Source organism: Enterobacter sp. CPE_E1241 (genome assembly GCF_045618265.1).
Classification (GTDB): Bacteria; Pseudomonadota; Gammaproteobacteria; order Enterobacterales; family Enterobacteriaceae; genus Enterobacter; species Enterobacter adelaidei.
The window spans coordinates 2804961-2826699 of sequence record NZ_JBIWYV010000001.1; the positions used below are offsets into that span (position 1 = coordinate 2804961).

Annotated in this window: 15 protein-coding genes; 6 read left to right on the forward strand and 9 right to left on the reverse strand. The window is 55.8% G+C overall.

Going from position 1 to position 21739, the window contains the following annotated elements:
* Positions 1-11: 11 nt before the first annotated feature.
* Genes tssM through ACJ9Y9_RS13770 form a run of 5 tightly spaced genes read right to left on the reverse strand, consistent with a single transcriptional unit; the run spans position 12 to position 7281 of the window.
* Positions 12-3632, reverse strand: coding sequence for a type VI secretion system membrane subunit TssM (gene tssM / locus ACJ9Y9_RS13750; protein WP_028018709.1), 3621 nt, complete (start codon positions 3630-3632; stop codon positions 12-14).
* Positions 3633-3634: 2 nt separating this feature from the next.
* On the reverse strand, positions 3635-4873 hold the full coding sequence (locus tag ACJ9Y9_RS13755; RefSeq protein WP_028018708.1) for a DotU family type VI secretion system protein: 1239 nt from the start codon (positions 4871-4873) through the stop codon (positions 3635-3637).
* 17 nt (positions 4874-4890) lie between these two features.
* Positions 4891-6234 carry a type VI secretion system baseplate subunit TssK gene (gene tssK, locus ACJ9Y9_RS13760; protein ID WP_028018707.1) on the reverse strand — a complete coding sequence of 448 codons (1344 nt, stop codon included), beginning with the start codon at positions 6232-6234 and terminating at the stop codon, positions 4891-4893.
* A gap of 25 nt (positions 6235-6259) precedes the next feature.
* The gene (tssJ, locus tag ACJ9Y9_RS13765) at positions 6260-6763 is read right to left on the reverse strand and encodes a type VI secretion system lipoprotein TssJ (protein ID WP_028018706.1); all 504 of its coding nucleotides are present in this window, start codon (positions 6761-6763) and stop codon (positions 6260-6262) included.
* A 23-nt stretch (positions 6764-6786) separates the two neighbouring features.
* On the reverse strand, positions 6787-7281 hold the full coding sequence (locus ACJ9Y9_RS13770; RefSeq protein ID WP_028018705.1) for a hypothetical protein: 495 nt from the start codon (positions 7279-7281) through the stop codon (positions 6787-6789).
* Positions 7282-8282: 1001 nt separating this feature from the next.
* Here ACJ9Y9_RS13770 and ACJ9Y9_RS13775 point away from each other — a divergent pair.
* Together ACJ9Y9_RS13775 and ACJ9Y9_RS13780 are read left to right on the forward strand one after the other, a co-directional pair.
* A complete protein-coding gene (locus ACJ9Y9_RS13775) occupies positions 8283-10571 on the forward strand; it encodes an FdhF/YdeP family oxidoreductase (protein WP_028018704.1) in 2289 nt (762 codons plus the stop codon).
* A gap of 22 nt (positions 10572-10593) precedes the next feature.
* The gene (locus tag ACJ9Y9_RS13780) at positions 10594-11490 is read left to right on the forward strand and encodes a LysR family transcriptional regulator (RefSeq protein WP_028018703.1); all 897 of its coding nucleotides are present in this window, start codon (positions 10594-10596) and stop codon (positions 11488-11490) included.
* On the opposite strand, the gene ACJ9Y9_RS13785 is transcribed toward ACJ9Y9_RS13780, so the two are convergent.
* Both ACJ9Y9_RS13785 and ACJ9Y9_RS13790 read right to left on the reverse strand, forming a co-directional pair.
* Positions 11469-12215: a phosphate/phosphite/phosphonate ABC transporter substrate-binding protein gene (locus tag ACJ9Y9_RS13785; RefSeq protein ID WP_028018702.1), complete on the reverse strand. Its 747-nt coding sequence runs from the start codon at positions 12213-12215 to the stop codon at positions 11469-11471. The genes ACJ9Y9_RS13780 and ACJ9Y9_RS13785 overlap by 22 nt on opposite strands.
* Complete coding sequence (locus ACJ9Y9_RS13790; RefSeq protein ID WP_028018701.1) at positions 12208-13179, reverse strand: fatty acid desaturase; 972 nt, start codon at positions 13177-13179, stop codon at positions 12208-12210. Before ACJ9Y9_RS13790 ends, ACJ9Y9_RS13785 begins: the two co-directional genes overlap by 8 nt.
* A 149-nt stretch (positions 13180-13328) precedes the next feature.
* Between ACJ9Y9_RS13790 and ACJ9Y9_RS13795 the strand changes: the two genes are divergently transcribed.
* Positions 13329-14309, forward strand: a complete 981-nt coding sequence (locus tag ACJ9Y9_RS13795; protein ID WP_028018700.1) for a GlxA family transcriptional regulator — start codon at positions 13329-13331, stop codon at positions 14307-14309.
* A gap of 78 nt (positions 14310-14387) precedes the next feature.
* Positions 14388-15398: a type I glyceraldehyde-3-phosphate dehydrogenase gene (gap, locus tag ACJ9Y9_RS13800; RefSeq protein ID WP_028018699.1), complete on the forward strand. Its 1011-nt coding sequence runs from the start codon at positions 14388-14390 to the stop codon at positions 15396-15398.
* 41 nt (positions 15399-15439) lie between these two features.
* On the opposite strand, the gene ACJ9Y9_RS13805 is transcribed toward gap, so the two are convergent.
* A complete protein-coding gene (locus tag ACJ9Y9_RS13805; RefSeq protein ID WP_028018698.1) occupies positions 15440-16627 on the reverse strand; it encodes an MFS transporter in 1188 nt (395 codons plus the stop codon).
* A gap of 115 nt (positions 16628-16742) precedes the next feature.
* Between ACJ9Y9_RS13805 and ACJ9Y9_RS13810 the strand changes: the two genes are divergently transcribed.
* On the forward strand, positions 16743-17699 hold the full coding sequence (locus ACJ9Y9_RS13810) for an AraC family transcriptional regulator (protein WP_028018697.1): 957 nt from the start codon (positions 16743-16745) through the stop codon (positions 17697-17699).
* 102 nt (positions 17700-17801) lie between these two features.
* On the forward strand, positions 17802-19487 hold the full coding sequence (locus tag ACJ9Y9_RS13815) for an alpha,alpha-trehalase (RefSeq protein ID WP_028018696.1): 1686 nt from the start codon (positions 17802-17804) through the stop codon (positions 19485-19487).
* 64 nt (positions 19488-19551) lie between these two features.
* On the opposite strand, the gene ACJ9Y9_RS13820 is transcribed toward ACJ9Y9_RS13815, so the two are convergent.
* Positions 19552-21654, reverse strand: a complete 2103-nt coding sequence (locus ACJ9Y9_RS13820) for a TonB-dependent siderophore receptor (RefSeq protein ID WP_028018695.1) — start codon at positions 21652-21654, stop codon at positions 19552-19554.
* Between the last annotated feature and the right edge of the window lie 85 nt (positions 21655-21739).

Genomic DNA, 21739 nt, shown 5'->3' on the forward strand with positions numbered 1-21739 from the left:
TGTCCTTGCGGTTATGGGCATGAGAAACGAGGAAGCTGGAACGGGTTGCGAATGCTGTTTGGCGCAAACTCCAGCGTGACCTGATGTCCGTCGACGTTGAACGTGGCCTGGCGGCTCAGGCTACCTGCCCCCGGGCTGGTGCTCGCTTTATCGAAAAAGCGGTTTAGCGCCCAGGCACCGTTGGTCACCAGCGTCGCCGTGCTGCCATTCGCCAGCCCCAGCTGCATACGTACCTGATTGGTACCACCCGGTCCTGGCCAGTTCATGATCTGCACCGCCTGAGGACCATGGCTGTAGCGCAGTTGCTGGCCATCAACGTCCAGCGTCAGGTTCAGAATGGTGTTATCCATTCGCACGGTGCGGACCGTCACTTTGAAAGACGGGGTCGTGGCGCCATTAGCAAAGAAAGCATCACGGATTGACTGGGCCTGCTGGAACGGTCTCAGCAGTCCTTCGCTTCCCGGCAGCGTTTTGCCGTCAATGCCAGGCATAAAGCGCCAGTTTGCCTGCGTGGTATCCACTTTATTGGTCAGATTGTCGCGGAAGAAGGCGTCCATCAGCCCGGTTCCCGGCGCAAACATACGCGCGAGATCGTCAGGAGTGACCTCGGTGCTGGCGCTGCGTACCAGCGGGTAGCGACCGGCAATCGCCTGACGACAGAATCCGCCCACTTCGACATTGATCCGCTTACGCACATTGTCCAGATCGCGGCGCTGGGTATCACTGCTGGCCCCCACCGCCATGTTGCTGAACATGGTTTGCAGCCCGCCCGGCAGACGACCGGCGCTGGCCTGCAGACGGCTGATCGCCTCGCCGCCCGGTGCCGGCATACCGCTGTTGGCGGCATCCTGGACGGCGGTCAGGTAACGATAAAGCTCGTCCACCTGCTTAAGAAAGTCATCAAATACGATGGTCTTCCCGCCCTTCTCCAGCGGCTGCGCCAGCTCAATCAGCGGGGCGTAGTGATCGGTAACCAGTTGTTCCGGTGACTGAGCGACAACGGCAGCCTGTGACGGAGCAGAGTTGTTATTGCTGAACAGCGTTTCCAGCGTGCGGGTAGCGCGGTTGCTTTGATCTTGTGCTTTACCGGCATTGTCTGCTGCTGGTTCATCACGAGATAGCGTCAGTACCTGACTCAGGCTCAGCACCAGACGGCGCAGCGGCGAGTTTGTGCCAGAAAGCAGGCGTGCGGTATTGATACGCTGAGAAAGGTCGGCACTGTTGTTAAGCTGAATGTCGGCGAGCCAGGGATCCCAGTTTGCGATAAAGTCTCGCATGTAGAGCTGGCGCACGGCGTTATCGATCTGCTTTTTATCTTCCTGCGCCGTGGCGGCTCCCAGCACCCAGGCATCGTCTTCATGCAGGGCGGTGGTGACGCTGTCAATCTGGCCGTTAAAGCTTTTCCAGTAGCCGTCCGGGGTATAAAGCCCCGGCACACCCTCACTCACCGGCTTGCCGCTTTTACGTGAGAACACCAGTTCGCTCTGCGGTCCTCCCAGGTCGGTAAGAGAAACCGGCTTCAGATTTTCATCATGTTCCAGCAGACGCTTCAGACGACCATATACGCGGGTGGAGAGCGGCTGCTGGTTGATCAGCGCTCTTTCGCGGGTAACCAGGGATTCGTCCTGGGCATACGGGGAGGCCTGAATTTTTGGCTCCAGCAGCTGCGTTAGATGCCATTCAAGCTGTTGCAGCTGTGCCTTCGTGACGTTCTGCGGCAGGTTGCGCTGCAGATTGAGCATCACCCACGAATGCAGGAATTTGCCGTCGTAGTGCTTCGGCTGATACAGCATTTGATAGGCTTTTAGCGCTTCGTAGCTGTATTCCACATCGCTGCCGTTGTCGTTACGAAGCCAGGTGGTGATGTGCATGGCGACGGCAGGCAGCAGCATCTGATCCAACGCTTTCTGGTACAGAGACTGCGATGCATCACTGACGTCATCCCCACGATAAAGACCCATACGGCGGGATACTGGCGGATCGTTTACATCAAACGCGTCACTCTTCGGCAGGTCCACCAGACCATTGAGCAGCGGCAGCAGATCAAACAGGTCACGCTGAGGCTGGTTCTGTAAGGCTTTACTCTGCTGATCCAGCAGCGGCACCTTCGCATCGACCTCTTCCAGATACGCCTTGTTTTTGGCGTAGCTGGTCAGCCACAGTCCACCGAGGATCACCAGCAGAGACAGCAGTGCTGCATAGCCGGACCAGATCACCGCCCGGTTGCGCAGTTCCCACCAGCGGTTTTCTCCGGCAATACCGGCCTCCTGGAAAATGACGTTTTGCAGCAGATTCTTGATGAAAAAGCTCTGGCCTTTCGCTCCTGGAATGGGTGCCTCTTTGCTGACTGCATCCCAGCTATCGCCCTCGGCACCTTCAGGTAAAGAGAGCGCGCGGTTCAATTCACCCATCACGCGGTCGAACGGCATGCCCTCCTGCGTCCCGCTGGCGAAGTAGATCCCGCGTGGGGAAAACTCGGTTTCGAAATTCGAACGGGCGAAGACCGTGCTCAGGTAGTCCGCCAGCAGCGGACGCAGCGCGGCAAACTCCTGCGGGAAGAGATAGGCTTCGGCGCGGGTTTTCGCGTCATGCTCTTTCAGCATGGTTTCCGGCAACCCGGCGTCCAGGCGCTGCTGCAGCAGAGAAAACTCCTGCTGGAAGTTGCCCATCAGGTCGTAATCGGCGTGTCTGGTTTGCTCCCACGGCAGCGTAAAGCCCCAGATCTGATCGCGCTGGGCTTTGTCGTAGTCGGCAAACCATGCACGGAAGCCTTTAAGCAGGTCAGCCTTGGTTACCATCACGTACACCGGGAAGCGAATGCCCAGTTGTTCATGCAGCTCAGACAGACGCTGACGCAGATTCACCGCCTGCTGGCGGGACGCCTCGGCAGACTGGGTGAGCAGGTCAGAAATGCTGATAGTGATGATGACACCGTTGATCGGCTGGCGGCGGCGATACTTACGCAGTAACCCCATGAATTCCAGCCATTCTCCGGCATCCTGTACCTGCTCGCTCTCCTGAGTGGTATAGCGACCCGCCGTATCCAGCAGCACCGCCTCGTTAGTGAACCACCAGTCGCAGTTACGTGTCCCCCCAATACCGCGCAATGCAGTCTTACCGAAACGATCGGCCAGTGGGAACTGCAGCCCGGAATTGACCAGCGCCGTGGTTTTACCGGAGCCCGGTGCGCCAATAATGACGTACCACGGCAGTTGATAAAGATATTGCGTGCTGAAGCGCTGCGTCCACTGGGCACTCTGCCCCGCTTTGCTGAAGTGCGCTTTTTTCAGCATCTGCGCGGCTTCATCAAAACGGCTGGCGAGGATCTGCTCCTCGCTGTTCAGTCGTTTCTGCGGATCCGCGGCTTCCGGTTTGCTCGTGTTCTCATTGAGCTTGTCCATCAGCTTGCGGTTCAGCCAGGCATTATACAACCGCGGCAGGATATGGCCTTGCGCCCAGAGCAGATAGACCACAGCGATGCTGATAATGCGGTTTTGTTCAGACTCAAGCGGTCGGGTGTCCACGATGGACAACAGGGGACCGATCATCCAGATCACCGCCGCAAGCGCCGTTACGCCGAGGAAGCTCCACAGAATGCGGTTGGTCAAAATGGAAAGAAGTGTAGTCAGCATCCTTAGTTTCCTTGCGGCAATCCGTTCAGCTCAGCCTGTATATTTTCAGGCGACACCAGCAGAGTAATTTCCACACGGCGGTTACGGGCGCGATTTTCAGGCGTCGTGTTTGGCGCCACCGGGTTAATCTCGCCCCGCCCTTCCGCTTTCACACGATCGGGCCGGGAGAGGCTTCCCTGCAGCATTTTCTGTACCGAGCGGGCACGTTCCAGAGACAGTTCATAGTTAGAAGCAAAGCGCGCGCTGCGGATCGGTACGTTGTCGCTGTAGCCCACCACTAGAATTTTGCCGCTGACGTTATTCATCGCCTGCGCAATACGGTTAATCACCGGTTCATATCGGTCACGCACAACGGTGGAGGCAGAGGCAAACAGACCGTCACCTTTCAGGATCACGACGCTGCGGTCCGCTTCGTCTTTCACCGCGACCAGGCCCGCCTCGATTTCAGGCTTCAGGAAGCCGCGCAGGTTTAACACCGCAGGTACTTGGCGAGCTGGCTGCTGGATGGTGGTTTCCGGCAGCTGGGACTGGTAAATCTTCGCCAGCACCGGGCTGGTGTTGTCGCCAAGACGCCAGTTAAGGACGATGTAGAACAGGCAGGCGATAAAACCGGCCAGCGCGACACAAGCCCAGAGCGGTACCATCGGACGCCACAGTTTGCGCAGCACCGGGCGATCTTCCGGATGGGGAGAAAGCGGTGGCGGATAGCTTCCACGTACGCCTCGGATCATCTGCCAGAGTCGCTGCTTGATCGTCTCGAGCTGGGTGCGGCCATTATCCAGCACCCGATAACGCCCTTCGAAGCCAAGCAGCAGGCAGTAATTGATCATCTCCAGCAGCAGAATATGTTCACGCGGGTTCTGCGACAGGCGCGCCAGCAGCTGGAAGAATTTCTCGCCGCCCCAGGTTTCGTTATGAAACGTCACCAGCAGACCGTTGCTTGACCAGACGCCGCTGCTTCCCCAGGGGGTCAGCGCAGCCGCTTCATCCAGGGCCGTACACAGGCAGTAACGTGCCCCGACGATCACCTCATAGGCGAGACCAGCCTGCTGACAGCGGACTTCGAAACGGCGAATTTCATCGATCAGACGCTGGCGTAATGCCACCTGATCGTCATGAGACACCGAATGACGGATCTGCGGAATCGCATTGAGCAGCGGATTAGCGGCCGCCACCAGCGGATTGTTACTACTGGCTCCGGTAATCGCGGCATCACTGCCGGTATCCTGTCGTTCCTGCATATTTAGCGCTCGCTATATTATTCTGTCGGGCTACGGATGGCCCAAAACTCCATATCCAGCCCCGGGAATTCCCCTGCAAGATGCAGGGCAAATGCACCGGACTTATCCATCTCGTGCCACAGCTCACTGCCTTTCTCCAGCTCAAAGTAGCTGTAGCCCGCATGCCATGGGATCTGCGGTGGCGCAACCGGCATGGCGCGCAGCATAATGCCAGGCAGTTGCAACTGGACCAGATCGCGGATTTTCGATACCGGTGCGATCTTCATCTGGGCAGGGAAATAGGTTTGCAGGTGTTCGCCTGGCACACTGGCTTTTACCGCCAGTACGAAACCAAACTCACGCACCATGCTGGTTTCAGGCACCGTAGCGATGTTCAGACCGTGAGAGCGTTCGTTAAGCGGCAGCTGAATCGCGTGATCTTCCATCACCAGCGACAGCCCCTGACGCAGCATCAGCATCAACTTACTGAAGCAGTTCGCGAGATCGTCATGATCGTAAATCGGTAGTACGTTTTCGGGGTGACGTTGCGAGGTCCAGGTGGCGAGTTCGGTGGCAAACGGCAGCCAGCTGCGCCAGAGCGTTTCCGGGTGCAGCAGCGGCAGCGTTTTTAAGTGAGAAACCTCGCCCAGATGGCGGTTCACCAGCGACAACAGCGTAAATTCGATCAGTTCAGAGGTGTTAAAACGGCCAGGCTGACGCAGACGACCGCCAATCTGCTGACTGCGCTGCACCAGTAAGCCGTGCAGATCGTTGATCATGCTGTAGATCTGCGGGCTGTTATTGGCGTTCATCATTGGCGGAATGTAGCTGTTATCGAGTCGCACGAGGTTATCGTTACGTTTCTCGGTCACTGCCGCCACGCCGATGGCGGTCCATTCTGCTGTCAGATCTTTTTCCAGCATCAGGGTCAGACGAAGACGGCCAAACTGGACGGTGGCACCCCCCACCGACATGGCGTTATCGTCTTCTACCTCTTGCTCAAAAGCGATGAAGCGCGCCAGAGAGGCCTGCTCTTCGCTAAAAATCACCTCTTCTCTCTCGCCACGGCGAACCGGCAGTGCGAGCACCACCTTTTCATTGGTGAGGTTGTCGGGGATTTTCAGCGGTGCAGGCCCGTTGCGCCCGTTACGCACCTGGAAAAAGGTGCCGTCCGGCAGCAATCCGCTGCAGTAGCTCAGGGCAATGCATCCCTGACGCAGCATGGCTTCATCGAGTTCAACGTCCATAAAGCCCCAAAGATAGGACCGCTGTAGCGCACCCCATTCACGAACATGGTTGAGCAGATAGCTTTCAGCCCGCTGAAAATGGTGTGGACGCAGGAACATGCCTTCGGTCCAGACGACCTTTTCTGCTTTCGTCATGATGTGTTTCCTGTTTTAACGCGCGTTACTGACTGATGACACGAATGCCATTCACGTCGAGAAAAACGTTGGCCTGGAGTTCATCCGCGGACCATTTCCAGAACTGATAGAGATGATTTTCGCCTGGCACAGGCAGAGGGATTGAAACGCGCCATTTTTTGCCATCCAGCATCTGATATTCCGCCATCACACCGATATAGCGGGCCTCCGGAGAGCTTTGTCCGCTGAGGGTTTTCGACAGCTGTCCTGGCATCAGGAAGAACACATCGCTGTTCAGCAGATTCGCGCCAAGCGTTGCTGACGCGTTGTTCTGCAGGGAAAAGAAGTCGCTGGACATGAAATCCGCATCGGATTTCAACAACAGTACCCGGACTTTAAGCGGTGCAGATTCATTGATTTGTGGATGAGCCTGAAACTGCAGATTGTAGCGGGAAGGGTCGCTGTGTGAAGACGACGTACAACCACTGACAAGGGTGAAAACCACCGCGTAAAAGACCAACCACAGCCGATGAAAATTTTTATTATTCATAAAAACACGCTCATAAAAGCCGTTTAGTTCAGGATCCAGGTACCGTTAGCGCTGTCTTTGCAGGCTTTGCTGTTGCCATCAACATCGACACAGGTTGCTTTTTTACGTGACTTAGGACGAATGGCCTGTTTACGCACGGCCGCGTCGTACTGATCGGCCTTGATAACGGCGCGCATCGGCACGTAACCAATCAGCTGGTCTTGTCCTTCATCGGCAAGCGCCATCCAGTAGTGTTCAACCTGCCCCAGCACCACGTAGGTTTTTCCGGTTTCCAGCGTGCGGATAACCTTTCCGCCAAAGTCAGGACGGCTCATCACGGATGCCGGATACATGGCACGATACGGCTCATTGAGTTGGGTGAATTCTGCTGGGGGGGTAACGGCGTGACGGTGGGTTAAGGTGACGCCATTGACCTGGCTGGTCACGATAGTATCGTCGTTGATCACAGGTTTCTGCGGCGCTTTACAGCCCGCCACCGCCATTACAAACAGAAGTGAAAACAGTACGCGCATTTTCATATGCTTTTCCGTAGCGATATTTCGATGATGAAGATGAGGGAATGAAGTTTGTTTTAAGTACAAAAGTTAAAACATGCAGGATATTTTCGGGGCGTGACTATTTTAAGGGCATAGCTACCGCACGAGCCCCTCAGAATAAGGCCCAGTGTCTTCCTGACATATTTTGACAAACAGCAAGCAAGTTTACATGAGCTTCGCATCAATTCAATATTTAACGCCCCGCAAGTGATGGTTAATGAAGCACCTGGCGCATTATAGGATTAATCTGACAAACAAAGTGGCGCAGTCTCAATGAGCTAATTATCAGGCAAACAACTAACACAACCACCTGTTTTCACAAAAGAAAAAACCAAAAGAGAACCAGTTGCATTAACGCAACAAACCTATTTTCACCACTACCATAATTAGTAGAATTTCGTTTATTTTCGGTTTGCACAGAATATATTCATTATGAATTATTTGTTGCATCGATAGAGTATGTTTATTTTTTCCAGCAGGGCACCTTAAATGAGATTAATTCGGTCATTGGCAGGCGGTTAATTTCACACCCCAAAATAAGTTTGTATTTTGTATGGTGATAACTGTCTATTCAGACATCAAATGAATGAATTAACAATTAAGCATGAGTAAACTTTTATGCTACCAGAATGTTCAGATTTTTCTCTAAACCAACTTACGCTGAGGTTTACCGCTAGCTCACCCTTCCCGCCTTTCATATGAAGTTTTACCGCTACTACATCATTTTTTCTTCCTGCGTCATCTATCCCACCGAATGTGTGATAGATAAGATTTATTATCAAAATGATAAAATTTCGTTATAATTTCTTTAAATATTTAGATTACATCGTTGATAAGTCACTGTAATAAAGAGGCATTTAAGATAAAGCGCTTTGCAACACCGTGTGCATTGATACACGTGCTGATCATTGCTTGTGCTTATTGCCTCCCACGGTGGTTTTTACTGGTCCGACGGTGTATGAGTTAACGAGTCAGGAGTTGGTATGAACAAGAAAAGACGCTCAGTTCCCGGAATCAGGCACTATGACGGTCCTGCCGGAGGCTGGGGGGCGTTAAAAGCCACCGCCATTGCGGTACGTACCCAAATGGATACCTTTGATGCCCCCGCGACGCTGCTGCGTACCAACCAGCCTGACGGCTTTGACTGTCCGGGCTGTGCATGGCCTGATAAAGAACACAAATCGACCTTCCAGTTTTGTGAGAACGGCGCGAAAGCGGTGACCTGGGAAGCGACCAGCAAACGCGTCACCCCGGCGTTTCTGGCCGAAAACACAGTTACCTCACTGCTGGCTAAGTCTGACTTTGAACTGGAAGGATATGGCCGTCTGACACATCCCCTGCGCTATGACCGGGCAAGCGATACTTTCAGGCCTGTTGAATGGGACGAGGCGTTTCAACGCATCGGTGAGGTCCTGCGCGAGCTCGATCCGGATCAGGTTGAGTTCTATACCTCCGGGCGCGCCTCCAACGAAGCGGCCTACCTGTTCCAGCTCTTTGCACGTGAATACGGTACCAATAACTTCCCCGACTGTTCGAATATGTGTCACGAAGCCACCAGCGTCGGATTGCCACGCTCGATTGGTATCGGGAAAGGTACCGTCTCACTGGATGATTTCGATAAAACAGAGCTGGTGATCTCCATCGGTCACAACCCCGGGACTAACCACCCACGGATGATGGGTACCCTTCATGAGCTTGCACGTCGCAACGTGCCGATTATCGTCTTTAACCCGCTACGCGAACGCGCTCTGGAACGTTTTGCTGACCCGCAAAGCGTCATTGAAATGGCGACCTACAGCTCGACAGATATCGCGTCGACTTACTTCCAGGTGAAGGCCGGAGGCGATGCCGCCGCGTTAAAAGGTATTGCTAAACACCTTCTGCACATGGAGGCCGAACGCGGTAACGTGCTCGACCACGCGTTTATTGCCGAGCACACCCAGGGTTTTGAGGACTTTGCTGCCGATATTGCCCATACGCAGTGGGACGAGATCGAGCGAGAGTCAGGGTTAAGCAAGGCGGCCCTTAAAAGCGTGGCCGACGCCTATGCGAAATCCAGTGCCACTATCATTACCTACGGGATGGGGATTACCCAGCACAATAAAGGCACGGCTAACGTCCGGCTGATTGCTGACCTGCTGCTGATGCGCGGCAATATTGGCAAGCCCGGCGCGGGGATCTGCCCTCTGCGCGGTCATTCAAACGTGCAGGGGAACCGCACCGTCGGGATTAGCGAGAAGCCGACACCGGCATTTCTGCAACGTCTGAAAGACGTTTTTGGGTTTGAGCCCCCTTCCCACCACGGCCATGATGCGGTGCAGGCAACGCAAGCCATGATCGACGGCCGCGCGAAAGCGCTCATCTGCCTCGGCGGTAATTTTGCCGTCGCGATGCCCGATCACGAGCGCGGTTTTCCGGCGATGGGGTCACTTGAACTGAGTGTGCATGTCGGGACCAAGCTTAACCGTACCCATCTGCTGGTCGGTAAAGAGACGATTATTTTACCGTGTCTTGGTCGTACAGAACTGGATGTCCAGGCCACCGGGCGTCAGTCCATTACCGTCGAAGATTCCATGTCGATGGTGCATGCCTCTTCAGGCAAGCTGAAGCCTGCTTCTCCACTGTTGCGGGCTGAACCGGCCATTGTCGCCGGCATGGCGAAAGCTACTCTGCAGGCAACCCGCGTGGACTGGATGACGTTGATTGAGGATTACGACCGCATCCGCGATCTCATCGAGCAAACCATTCCGGGGTTCGAGAACTACAATGCGCGGATCCGCGTTCCCGGCGGCTTCCGCATGCCGCTACCGCCAACGAAACGTATCTGGCCAACCGCAACGGGCAAAGCGATGTTCTCAATATTCGACGGCGTGCATGAAAATGCCAGTGGTGAAGGAGAGCATGTTCTGCGTCTGATCACGCTGCGCAGCCACGATCAGTACAACACCACCATTTACGCCCTGGACGATCGCTACCGTGGCGTTTTTGGCCGCCGGGATGTGCTGTTTATGAATGAAGATGATATGGCACAGGCCGGGCTGGAACACGGCGATCGCGTGGATATCGAAACCGCCCTCCCCGGCAGTGTTCAGCGTCTGGAAGATATTACCGTTGTGGCATACAGCATCGCACAGGGATCTGTCGGGGCGTACTACCCGGAAGCCAACGTGCTGGTTCCACTCGATTATCTGGATAAGGACAGCGGTACGCCGTCCTATAAATCGGTTCCGGTTCGCATCACCCTGCGCTCGAAAGAGATCCGCATGCTGTAAGGCTGTTCGCGCCGAGTAAACGATGGATATAAAACAGCTAAAATATTTGATCGCGCTCGATCAGACCCGCCACTTTGGTAAGGCGGCCTCGCAGTGCAACATCACCCAGCCGACGCTCTCCATGCGCATCCGCAGCCTGGAGGAGGAGCTTGGGCTGGTGCTGATTGTGCGCGGGCAGCGCTTTGAAGGCTTTACACCGGAAGGTGAACGCATTCTGGCATGGGCGCATGCCTTGCTTGCTGCCCACGACGGGTTACAGGCCGAAGCCGCGCTGTGCAAAGGCCAGGTGGTGGGTGAGTTACGCCTGGGAATGGTCCCGCTGGCGAGCGTGGACCCGATGACCTTTATCCGCCTGTTGACGCAAAAATACCCGGAGCTGACTTACAGCCTTTATTCCATGTCCTCGGCACAGATCGCCGATGGCGTCAGCCGCAATCAGCTTGAGCTGGGCATATGCTACCTCAACAGCATCGACACCAGCCTGTTTGACATTATCCAGCTGCCAAAGACGAAGATGGGCCTGCTGCACGATACACGTCATTTTCAGTTGGATCAGGACACGCTGACCTGGCGCGACCTGATGGATTTTTCTCTGGGGTTCCTGACCAAAGGGATGCACTACCGGGCGCATATGGAGGCCAGCTTTAACGCCGCAGGGATCGAACCCAAATCTGTTTTTGAAAGCGACTCCACGTTCCAGATCATTCAGGCGGTGCAGAGCGGCGTGTGCTGCGCCGTGATGCCGCTGAACAACGGGCTGGAAGACCTGAACAGCAATTTCAGGATAGTCCCCATCACCGATGCAAACATTGAGGCGCCCGTCGGCCTGATTATGCGCAGACAGAAGCCCGTCTCCTCGCTGGCGCTGCGCTGTTTTACTGACGCTCAGGAGATTTTTCAGGCAGACAATGAAGCGTAAGTCTGGCGTGTCACCGCGCTAAAACCGCCGATCAACACCGCGTTGCAAACGTCCCGATTTTCCGGTGATTCCACCAGCGCGCGGAGCGCATCGCGAATGGCGTTAAGCGTTTCAGGCGAGGTGTTATGCGAGGTGATCAGCGGCAGCCCCGGCGTCAAAGGGGTACGGTCAATGACTGCGAGCCCCGTAAGCCGTTCCGGCTCGTGACGCTGGAGCAGCGCCCAGGTCACACAGTCGATGGCCGCGATATCACCTTCTCCGCGTTTGACATCAATCAGCGACTGGCGATGGCTGCCGCTGAATGTTGTTTGTGAGAAAAAATTGTCGTCAGCCACTTTTTTTCGCAGCGCACGGTAGCCGGACTGCGAGTCCGCGGAATTACAGACCGCGCGACGACCGCGAAAATCAGCCAGCGTGAGATGCCGATCTTCCGCACGCACTACCAGAAAACTGCGGTACTGGATCCCCTCGCAGCCCGAAGCGGTGTAGTGAAAACAGCCGACCACCTGCACGTCCGGTAGCAACGTCACCAACGGATAACCACAGGTCTGGCTGAGGATAAGCTCAGGCTGTTGCCAGTGGGTCAGCAGATTGGATTCCGGCCAGCCGGGGACACGGTCAACGGACACACCACGTGCGACCAGCAACCTCTTTACCGTTAGCCAAAGCGCGCGGGTATTGGCTTGATCCACGGCATACATGGGAAATGCCAGCAGGTTACTCATCATTTGTCCTTTGTTGGCTCCCCGGATGAACGGTAACGTTAACGGGTCTGCTCCAGAACTGGCGGAACCATTCGCCATAGCCCATAACGAGAAAACCACGATTTCGCAGCCGATACGCATCCTGGTTTTGCTGGTAGATCGTCTTCAGTCCATACCAGGGCACGCCCGGTAAATCATGATGTACTGCATGGTAGTTGAGATTCAAAAACAGTACCCGCCAGAACAGCCCGGCCTCGTTAATGACGGAACGTGCGAGCGGGTCATCCGCCGCGCGATGTTCGAAAAACGATCGAACCTTGGTCAGTGCCAGCGCCGGATAACTGACCGCCAGTACAAACCAGACGGGTGAAAAGCCGGTCTGCGTCATCCAGGCGAAGAGAGCCACCAGCAGCAAAACGTGAACCAGCCACATTGATATTGCCCGCAGTTGAAGATGACGAAATGCCGCCACGGCGCTGCCCAGTGTTTGAACGATATCCAGCAGCGGCGCTAGCACTATCCGCCCGGTAAAGGTATTCCGCGCCTGGATCACGCGCTTCTGCCAGGGGGAGAAGCGCGCCCAGCTCTCCGGCGTAAAATAGTACGATTCAGGGTCATCCACCGGATGGGTCAGGCTATGGTGCCGATGATGGGCAAGATGGGAGTCCCGGTACAGGCCGTACGGATACCAGACCGCCAGCGGGAGGGTGCCAAACAGCTGGTTAAGCCAGGCAAAACGCGTGGGATGCCCGTGGATCAGCTCATGCTGCAGGGACATGTACCAGGCGGTAAACCCGATGAGCAGCAGCGTGGCGGGCAGCAGGCCGAGCGTTTGCCAGAACGTCAGCGTGGCAAACCAGCCTGCATAAATAGTGACGATCAATAGCCACGTGGGCAATTCGCTTCGCCATATAAAACCCGATGCGAGATGGCGGATTTGTTCGCGTTGTTGCGGATGTAAATAGAGGGAGTTTCGTTTACCCATTCCTTCAGACGCCGTTTCGCCAGAGACAGTGCCCTGACGATCGGGGATAACGTCTGAAATAACAAAGAACTTAAATCGCATTGCTTTGCCAGAAACGTGGGCAGGCTTCGCCGCTTGACTTATTCTGCAATAAAGGTACTTTTCAGGACATGAAGAAAATACTGATTATCGTTCCTGACGGCGGCATGCTGTTTGAAGCCGCCGGTATCGCTGACATTCTGATGCAGGCTAATCGACTGCATCCGGAAGGTATTTCGCGTCCCCGCTATCGCATTATCATCGCCACGACCCAGCCCCATCAGGTGATCCACGGTCAGTCTGGCCTGAACCTGCTGGCAGACTACCGTCTGCCGGAGCTGGACCCGCGTGAACCGCTGGATACCATTATCATTACCGGACGCGGTATGAACGAGCAGGAGAGCACAGCCGTAGTAGACTGGCTGCACCTTGCTGCGCCGCATGCGCGGCGGATAGCGTCAATTTGTGGCGGTGCGATGCTGCTGGCCCAGACGGGATTGCTCGATGGTCGTCGCGCGACCACCCACTGGCGGCTGCTGGAGACAATGCAAGCCCAGTATCCGGCTATCAGGGTCGAAATTGGTCCGCTGTATGTTCAGGATGGTCCTGTCTGGACCTCTGGCGGCGTAAGTTCCGGGTTCGATCTGACTCTGGCACTGGTGGAAGATGACTATGGCTTTACCCTCGCCCGCGACGTGGCGCAGGATATGGTGATGTATCTGCGCCGCCCCGGTGGGCAACTGCAGTTCAGCCGTTATAGCCTTCAGCAACCCGGCGATTCTGGGCCGCTCAGTGCGTTGCAAACCTGGATCCTGCAAAACCTCACGGAAGACCTGTGCGTGGAAAATCTGGCCGGGAAAGCGGCGATGAGCCCGCGCAATTTCACCCGTGTGTTTACTCGTGAGACCGGGGTTTCTCCGGCCCGCTACGTCACTGAAGCGCGTCTGGCTGCCGCCCGACAGATGCTGGAGCAGACCCGGGATCCCCTTGAGCTTATTGCTGAGCGAACCGGATTTGGCAGCAGTATTAATTTGCGACGCGTGTTTGAGAAACAGCTCCACCTCACACCGGGTGAGTACCGCCAGCGCTTTCATTGCCGGAAAATGGCGTAATCTGATCCTTTTTTGTCGTTTACGCCATTCGACCTGACGCCTACAGTGACTCCAGACAACAGAGATAAGGAGTGCATCATGGTTAAGGTCGGTATTAACGGTTTCGGCCGTATTGGACGTAATTTCCTGCGCGCGGCGCTGGGCAACGCGGATCTGCAGATCGTGGCCATAAACGATTTGACGGACAGCAAAACCCTCGCCCATCTGCTCAAACACGATTCCCTTCTCGGTACCCTGCCGGTTCCAGTTGAAGCGGCTGACGGCGCGTTGCAGGTAGACGGGCAGCGAATCGCCGTATTTAGCGAACGCGATCCGGCGAATATCCCGTGGCGTGATGCCGGTGTTGACGTGGTAATTGAGGCCACCGGCTTCTTTACCGAGCGGGAAAAAGCGGCGGTGCATATTACCCACGGCGGCGCTAAGCGCGTCATCATTTCCGCTCCCGGGAAGAACGACGACCTGACGATAGTGATGGGGGTCAATCACGAGCAGTACGATCCTGCCCGGCATGTTGTCGTAAGCAACGGGAGTTGTACCACTAACGGCCTGGCTCCGGCTGCGCAAGTGCTACATCAACAGTTCGGGATTGAACATGGTCTGATGAACACGACCCATGCTTATACCAACAGTCAGGCGCTGCACGATCAGCCTGAAAAAGATCTGCGCGGGGCGCGTGCTGCAGCCCTGTCAATCGTTCCGTACTCCAGCGGTGCGGCAAAAGCGCTGGGGAAAGTCATCCCTTCCCTTGACGGTAAACTGACCGGCTACTCCCTGCGCGTGCCGGTTCCGGTGGTGTCGATTGTGGATTTAACGGTAACGCTAAGTCGTAACGTGACTGTTGAAGAAGTGAATGACGCGTTTCGTCACGCTGCCGCCAGCGGGCCACTGAAAGGCATTCTGGGATATAGCGATGAACCGCTGGTCTCCAGCGATTACCAGGGCGACCCACGCTCCTCAATTATCGACGGGCTTTCCACGCTGGTGATTGGCGGGAATATGGTGAAGATCCTGGCGTGGTATGACAACGAGTGGGGATTCTCTAACCGCCTGGTAGATCTGGCTTTGTGGATGGATAAGAAAGGGTTGTAACTCTGAAGCCGGGTAGCGATAACGCTTACCCGGCAAATTAATTACTCCGCCTTCACTCTCACACCCATAAACACAATCACCATCGCCGTCACCAGCAGGAAACCACTTCCTGCAAATACGCCGCTGGCACCGTTGAGGTCAAATACCGCCCCGCCCCCGGCCGCACCCGCACTGATTGCCAGCTGAATTGAGGCCACCAGCAACCCCCCTGCACTTTCGGCTTCATCCGGAACGGTGGTAGCAAGCCAGGTTGACCAGCCCACCGGAACCAGACCAAACGCAAAGCCCCACAACGCAACCAGGAATCCATCCAGCATCGCCAGATTACCAAACGCCACCATCGTGAGGGCGAGTACGCCCATCGCAAACGGTACCAGCGCCAGCGTCAGGCGCAGATTACGTGCCAGCAGGTGCCCGGCGACAGAGGTGCCCACAAAATTGGCGAGTCCAAAACCCAGCAGGATCAGTGAAATACTCTCAACGCTTACCTGACCTACTGTTTCCAGGAACGGACGCAGGTAGGTAAAGAAGGCAAAGTGGCCGCTGAAGATCAGGATGGTCGCCAGCATGCCGCCGATCATCCCCGGACGACGCAGCACGCGGAACAGCGTACTCAGGCTACCGCTGCTCTCCGGTTTCATGGAAGGCAGCACCCAGAGCTGCCACAGCAGCGCCAGCATACTTGGCAGAATGCAGAGAATAAAGACGTTACGCCAGCCGATCAGGCTACCCAGATAGCTTCCCAGTGGTGCAGCAACTACGGTGGCAATTGATACACTGGAGAAGATCACCGCCAGCGCTTTCGGCACTTTATCCGCAGGAACCAGACGCATCGTCGTGGCCGTCGACATCGCCCAGAATCCGCCGATGGCAACCCCCAGCAGCAAGCGCCCTATCAGCAGGACGTGCAGGCTGGGCGCAAAAGCCACCAGCAGGCTGGAGATGATTTGCAGCACGGAGAAAAACATCAATACCCAGCGGCGGTCGATGTTCTTGGTGGCCGGCGTGATCAGCAATCCCGTGACCAGCGCCACCAGTGCGGTGGCGGTTACGGCCTGACCGGCCATCCCCTCACTTACCCCCAGGCTCGCAGCCATCGGCGTCAGCAAACTGGCGGGCAGAAACTCTGCCGTAATCAACCCAAACACTCCCAGCCCCAGTGAATAGACCGCTCGCCAGGCGGGTTTTGCAGGCGCGATGGCCTCTCTCGCCGCGACACATGAATTCATCTGTTGTTCTCCCGTTATGAAAATGTGACAACTGTCGCAAAAGCATAGAAGGTTCACCCTGGACGATCTATGACATATAATCTCCACTTATTGATTATTCGTCCGGAGTTGCGCCATGACCGTACAGTCACCCGATCTGATCAGCGAACTTTTACGCGGCATGCGCCTGTCAGGTGTGAAATACCGGCGCATCCAGGCCAGTGCACCGTTTGGCGTCGCGTTCCATCAGGCACCCGGTAGGGCGCAGTTTCATTTTGTAAGCCACGGTAGCGCCCTGCTGCGAATGGAGAGCGGTACAACGTTCGAACTGAGCAGTGGTGACGCCCTTTTTATTCCTGCCGGCAATTCCCATGCCCTGCTCTCAGACGAGCAGGCGACCATTACGCCCATTAACGCCTTTCCCAGCGAGCCCATCTGCAGCTCGGTGTGTGCCATCACCTGCGAGCCCTGCCCGGAAAGCGAGAACACCATCATCTTTAGCGGGTGCATGGATTTTGAGCTGGGCGGGATGCAACCGCTGATCAAGGCGATGCCGGAAGTGATGATGGTCAGCCGGTTGATGTCCACCTGGCCGGAGATCCATCCGTTGCTGGCGGCGATGGAGCGGGAATCCGTGGCGCGTCAGGCCGGGTACGCGGGGATCCTGGCGCGACTGGCCGACGTGGTGGCAGCGTTAATCGTACGTGGCTGGGTTGAAGGCGGCTGTGGCAAAGCCACCGGCTGGGTGCAGGTACTGCGTGACCCACGCCTGAGCCGCGCCATTTACGCTATGCACCAGCAGCCTGGCCTGAACTGGAGCGTGGCAGACCTGGCAAAAGAAGCGGGGACTTCCCGTTCTGTATTCGCAGAACGGTTTCTGGCGGCGACGGGAACTACGCCGGCAAAATATCTCAGCGAGCTGAGGATGAGGCTGGCCATTCAGTACATTCGACACGAAAATCAGCCGATTGAAACCGTCGCGCTGCGGCTGGGATACGGCTCTCTGGCGGCATTTAGCCGGGCATTTAAGCGCATTATTGGACATGCGCCGGGCACGCTGCGGGAAACCAGCCAGACGCCGGAAGAGGCCTGACCGAACAGCAATATTTAACGCGAAGCAGGCAATATTCGTCTAAGGTTTTCAGGTGATTGACAACAGCGGTCACGCTGTTTAGTGAAGACAGGAGACGAACTAATGATAAGACCTCGTACACTACGCCCTGCGTTCTTGCCCCTTGCGTTAGGCGGCGCGCTGCTCGGCGTAACGACATTGGGTTATGCCGACGATAGCCCCGCGACCCAGACAACCTCACCTGATATCTTGCTGGGCCCTCTTTTCAATGATGTGCAAAGTGCCAAACTGTTTCCCGATCAGAAAACCTTCGCTGATGCCATCCCTAAAAGCGACCCGCTAATGATTCTGGCGGATTATCGGATGCAGCACACGCAGTCCAGCTTTGACTTACGCCACTTTGTCGAGATGAACTTCACGCTCCCTGCGGAAGGGGAAAAATATGTTCCGCCTGCTGGACAAAGTTTACGTGAGCACATTGACGATCTCTGGCCCGTACTGACGCGCACCACGGATAAAGCCAGCAACAAATGGGATTCCCTTCTGCCGTTACCCAAACCTTACGTGGTGCCCGGCGGGCGTTTCCGTGAGGTCTACTACTGGGACAGCTATTTCACCATGCTGGGCCTGGCGGAAAGCAATCACTGGGACAAAATCAGCGACATGGTGGATAACTTTGCGTATGAGATTGACACCTTCGGCCACATTCCCAACGGCAACCGTAGCTACTACCTGAGCCGCTCCCAGCCACCGTTTTTCTCAATGATGGTTGAGCTGCTGGCGACCCACGACAGCGATGCGCTGAAGAAATATCGTCCGCAGATGGAGAAAGAGTACGCTTACTGGATGGATGGCGTAGATGCCCTTCAGCCGGGGCAAGCCAGTAAACGGGTGGTGAAACTGGATGATGGCACCATTCTCAACCGCTACTGGGATGACCGCGATACCCCGCGCCCGGAGTCCTGGCTTGACGATGTGAATACCGCCAAAAGTAACCCTAACCGTCCCGCGACGGAGATCTACCGTGATTTACGTTCCGCTGCGGCTTCGGGCTGGGATTTTAGCTCCCGCTGGATGGACGATCCGCAAAAGCTCGGCACGATCCGGACCACCAGCATTGTGCCCGTCGATCTGAATGCCCTGATGTTTAAGATGGAAAAACTGCTGGCGCGGGCAAGCCAGGAAAGTGACGATGCCGCCAGCGCGAGCAAATACGAAACGCTGGCAACCGCGCGTCAGAAAGCCATCGAGAGCCATCTGTGGAATGATAAAGAGGGCTGGTACGCCGATTACGATCTCAAGAGCAAAAAGGTGCGTAATCAACTCACGGCGGCAGCCCTGTTCCCACTTTACGTGAAGGCGGCGGCGCAGGATCGGGCCGACAAAGTGGCAGCGGCAACCTCGTCTCGCTTGTTGAAACCAGGCGGAATTACCACCACCACCATCAACAGTGGTCAGCAGTGGGATGCGCCAAACGGCTGGGCCCCGCTGCAGTGGGTGGCCGCGGAAGGTCTGCAGAATTACGGGCAAGAGAAGGTCTCGATGGAGGTAACCTGGCGCTTCCTGAAGAACGTTCAGCATACTTACGACCGCGAAAAGAAACTGGTCGAGAAATATGACGTGTCGACAACCGGGACCGGTGGCGGCGGAGGCGAGTATCCGCTGCAGGACGGCTTCGGCTGGAGTAACGGCGTAACGCTGAAGATGCTGGATCGGGTGTGTCCGAAAGCGAAACCGTGTGACAGCGTGCCGGAAAATCAGCCTGCGGCAAATGATGAGGTGGCACCGGTGAAAGCGACGGCGCAGTAAGTGAGTATTGCCGGGTGGCGGCTACGCCTTACCCGGCCTACGTTTTGTACTCACCGGGCTTTGCTTAGAAACTGTAACTCGCCCCTAGCTGATACGTCCTGTCACGCCCAATCCAGCAGTTGGTCGCGTCGTAGCAGGTCAGCGTCTCTTTGTTGGTGATGTTCTGTGCGCTGGCCTTAAGCGTCAGCCCTGCCAGCGAAGGCATAATTTCCCCCATCCGGTACGAAGCCGCCAGATCGTACTGCGTTGCACCACCCAGTTTACCCGCATCGTTAGCCGGAGAGATTTCCATCGGCCCGGTGTAGCGTGCGCCCGCACCCAGCATCAACCCTTTCAACGCCGTGTTCTCAAAGGTGTAATCCCCCCAGAGATTAAAGGCGTTTTCCGGCACCTGCGTTGGACGTTTCCCTTTGTACTTGTCATCTTCCGTATTGATCGCGTGGGTGTAGGCATAGTTAGCAATCAGCGTCAGGTTATCCATCGGACGGCTGATGGCGGACAGTTCTGCCCCTTTTGATTCCACTTCCCCGGTCTGACGATAGTTCAGGAATCCCGGATCGGAGGTGACGACGTTTTTCTGACGGATGTTAAACACCGAGGCGGTAAAGGTGGTGGCATAGTCGGCCAGCAGATATTTTACCCCGCCTTCCACCTGCTTGCTGGTGGTCGGTTTGACGTCTTTCGCCACGAGCGTTCCCTGCGGTGACACCGGCGCAAAACCTTCTGAGTAGCTGATAAATGGCGAAATCCCGTTGTCGAAGGCGTAAAGCGCCCCCAGGCGTTTGGTAAAGCGGTCCTGCGATACCCAGGCTTTATCGCCGTTTTGCAGATAATTGGTGGTGACGGAGCGGTAATCGTCGTAGCGCAAGCTGCCCAGCAGGTTGAGGCCGCCAAATTCCACCTGATCCTGCAGGTAATAACCGTTCTGTTGGTAGCTGAGACGGTTTTTCTGGGCGGTGTAGAGCCCCAGCGCGCTTTCCTGGATCTGCGAATAGTCAGGATGACGCATATCCATACCCGGCGTGGCCGACGCGTAGCGATAGTGGAAATGGGAGTTCAGCTTCTGATAGTCAAACCCGGCCAGCAGATGGTGTTTCCAGTCACCCAGCGTAACGGTTTTGGTCACCTGGTTATCGATGTTAAAGCTCTTAAGGTCTTCATCAGTGGTGTAGGCAAAGCGGTTGAGTTGGTACACCTCACTTCCCGTCCCTGTCGCGTAGACGCTGCGCTGGTGGGTATCAACGTCGAAATAGCGCGCTTTCTGATTAAAGCCCCAGCCGCTGTCAAATTCGTGTTCGAAGCTGTAGCCCAGCATCCACTGACGCTGCTTAAATCCATTCCACTCATCTCCGGCGTAATCGCGCTTGCCCGCGTATTTCGAACGCAGGTAAGCGAGCGGCAACGGGTTAGACGGCGTCAGGCTCGGGGTATTTTGCGCCAGGGCATCCAGGGTGAGGCGGGTTTTACTGTCCGGTTGCCAGGTGACAGATGGGGCAATCAGGTAGTTTTCATACCGGGTAGTGTGCGGCTGATCGTCATTTTCCGTCGCTTTCCCCAGCAGACGATAATTCCAGTCGCTGCCGGCAATTTGTCCGGTTGAGTCGAGATAGCCCTCTTTCAGATTACGGTTCCCGGTGTTAAAACCGACCTCAGTTCGGGCTTCTCGCTGCGGCTTTTTACTTTGAATATTCACCAGCCCGCCCGGCGAACCGCCTCCGTATAGGACCGATGAGGGACCTTTCAGGATATCAACGCTGTCTATTAACAGCGGATCGATGCGCGCCTTGGTGTTTCCGGTGACGTTATAGGGTAATTGCAGCCCGTTGTAGAACTCCTGGTCAACGGTAAAGCCACGAATTTTATATTCGCTCATATAGGAGGTATTCCCCCGTACCTCGGTTGAGACGCCCGGGGCATAGCGCAGGATTTCATTCACCGAATTCGCGTGACGCTTTTCTATTTCCGGCGCAGAGAGGGTCGTTATGACCTGCGGCGTTTTACTTTCAGCAACGGCCGATTTCGTGGCGCTGTTCGTCCAGGCCGGTAGCGCGCTGCCCTGCTCTGAGCCCGTAACAACGATGGTGGATTCTTCGGCAAAGGCCTGGGCCTGCAATGCCAGCGTGACGGCACCTGCCAGGGCGCACAGCGCAAAACGTGAGGTATTCATAATGTCGTCTTGTTGTTAGATACAATTAGGAACGACAATTATTATCATTTAGATTAGCAAATCAATACTCCGGCAAAAAAACGGC

Coding starts and splice junctions, on each gene's coding strand:
- ACJ9Y9_RS13805 (WP_028018698.1), bottom strand. CDS start 16,627: ATGAATTCATGTGTCGCGGCGAGAGAGGCCATCGCGCCTGCAAAACCC.
- ACJ9Y9_RS13820 (WP_028018695.1), bottom strand. CDS start 21,654: ATGAATACCTCACGTTTTGCGCTGTGCGCCCTGGCAGGTGCCGTCACG.
- ACJ9Y9_RS13770 (WP_028018705.1), bottom strand. CDS start 7,281: ATGAAAATGCGCGTACTGTTTTCACTTCTGTTTGTAATGGCGGTGGCG.
- ACJ9Y9_RS13775 (WP_028018704.1), top strand. CDS start 8,283: ATGAACAAGAAAAGACGCTCAGTTCCCGGAATCAGGCACTATGACGGT.
- ACJ9Y9_RS13755 (WP_028018708.1), bottom strand. CDS start 4,873: ATGCAGGAACGACAGGATACCGGCAGTGATGCCGCGATTACCGGAGCC.
- ACJ9Y9_RS13790 (WP_028018701.1), bottom strand. CDS start 13,179: ATGGGTAAACGAAACTCCCTCTATTTACATCCGCAACAACGCGAACAA.
- ACJ9Y9_RS13810 (WP_028018697.1), top strand. CDS start 16,743: ATGACCGTACAGTCACCCGATCTGATCAGCGAACTTTTACGCGGCATG.
- ACJ9Y9_RS13795 (WP_028018700.1), top strand. CDS start 13,329: ATGAAGAAAATACTGATTATCGTTCCTGACGGCGGCATGCTGTTTGAA.
- ACJ9Y9_RS13780 (WP_028018703.1), top strand. CDS start 10,594: ATGGATATAAAACAGCTAAAATATTTGATCGCGCTCGATCAGACCCGC.
- tssK (WP_028018707.1), bottom strand. CDS start 6,234: ATGACGAAAGCAGAAAAGGTCGTCTGGACCGAAGGCATGTTCCTGCGT.
- tssJ (WP_028018706.1), bottom strand. CDS start 6,763: ATGAATAATAAAAATTTTCATCGGCTGTGGTTGGTCTTTTACGCGGTG.
- gap (WP_028018699.1), top strand. CDS start 14,388: ATGGTTAAGGTCGGTATTAACGGTTTCGGCCGTATTGGACGTAATTTC.
- tssM (WP_028018709.1), bottom strand. CDS start 3,632: ATGCTGACTACACTTCTTTCCATTTTGACCAACCGCATTCTGTGGAGC.
- ACJ9Y9_RS13815 (WP_028018696.1), top strand. CDS start 17,802: ATGATAAGACCTCGTACACTACGCCCTGCGTTCTTGCCCCTTGCGTTA.
- ACJ9Y9_RS13785 (WP_028018702.1), bottom strand. CDS start 12,215: ATGAGTAACCTGCTGGCATTTCCCATGTATGCCGTGGATCAAGCCAAT.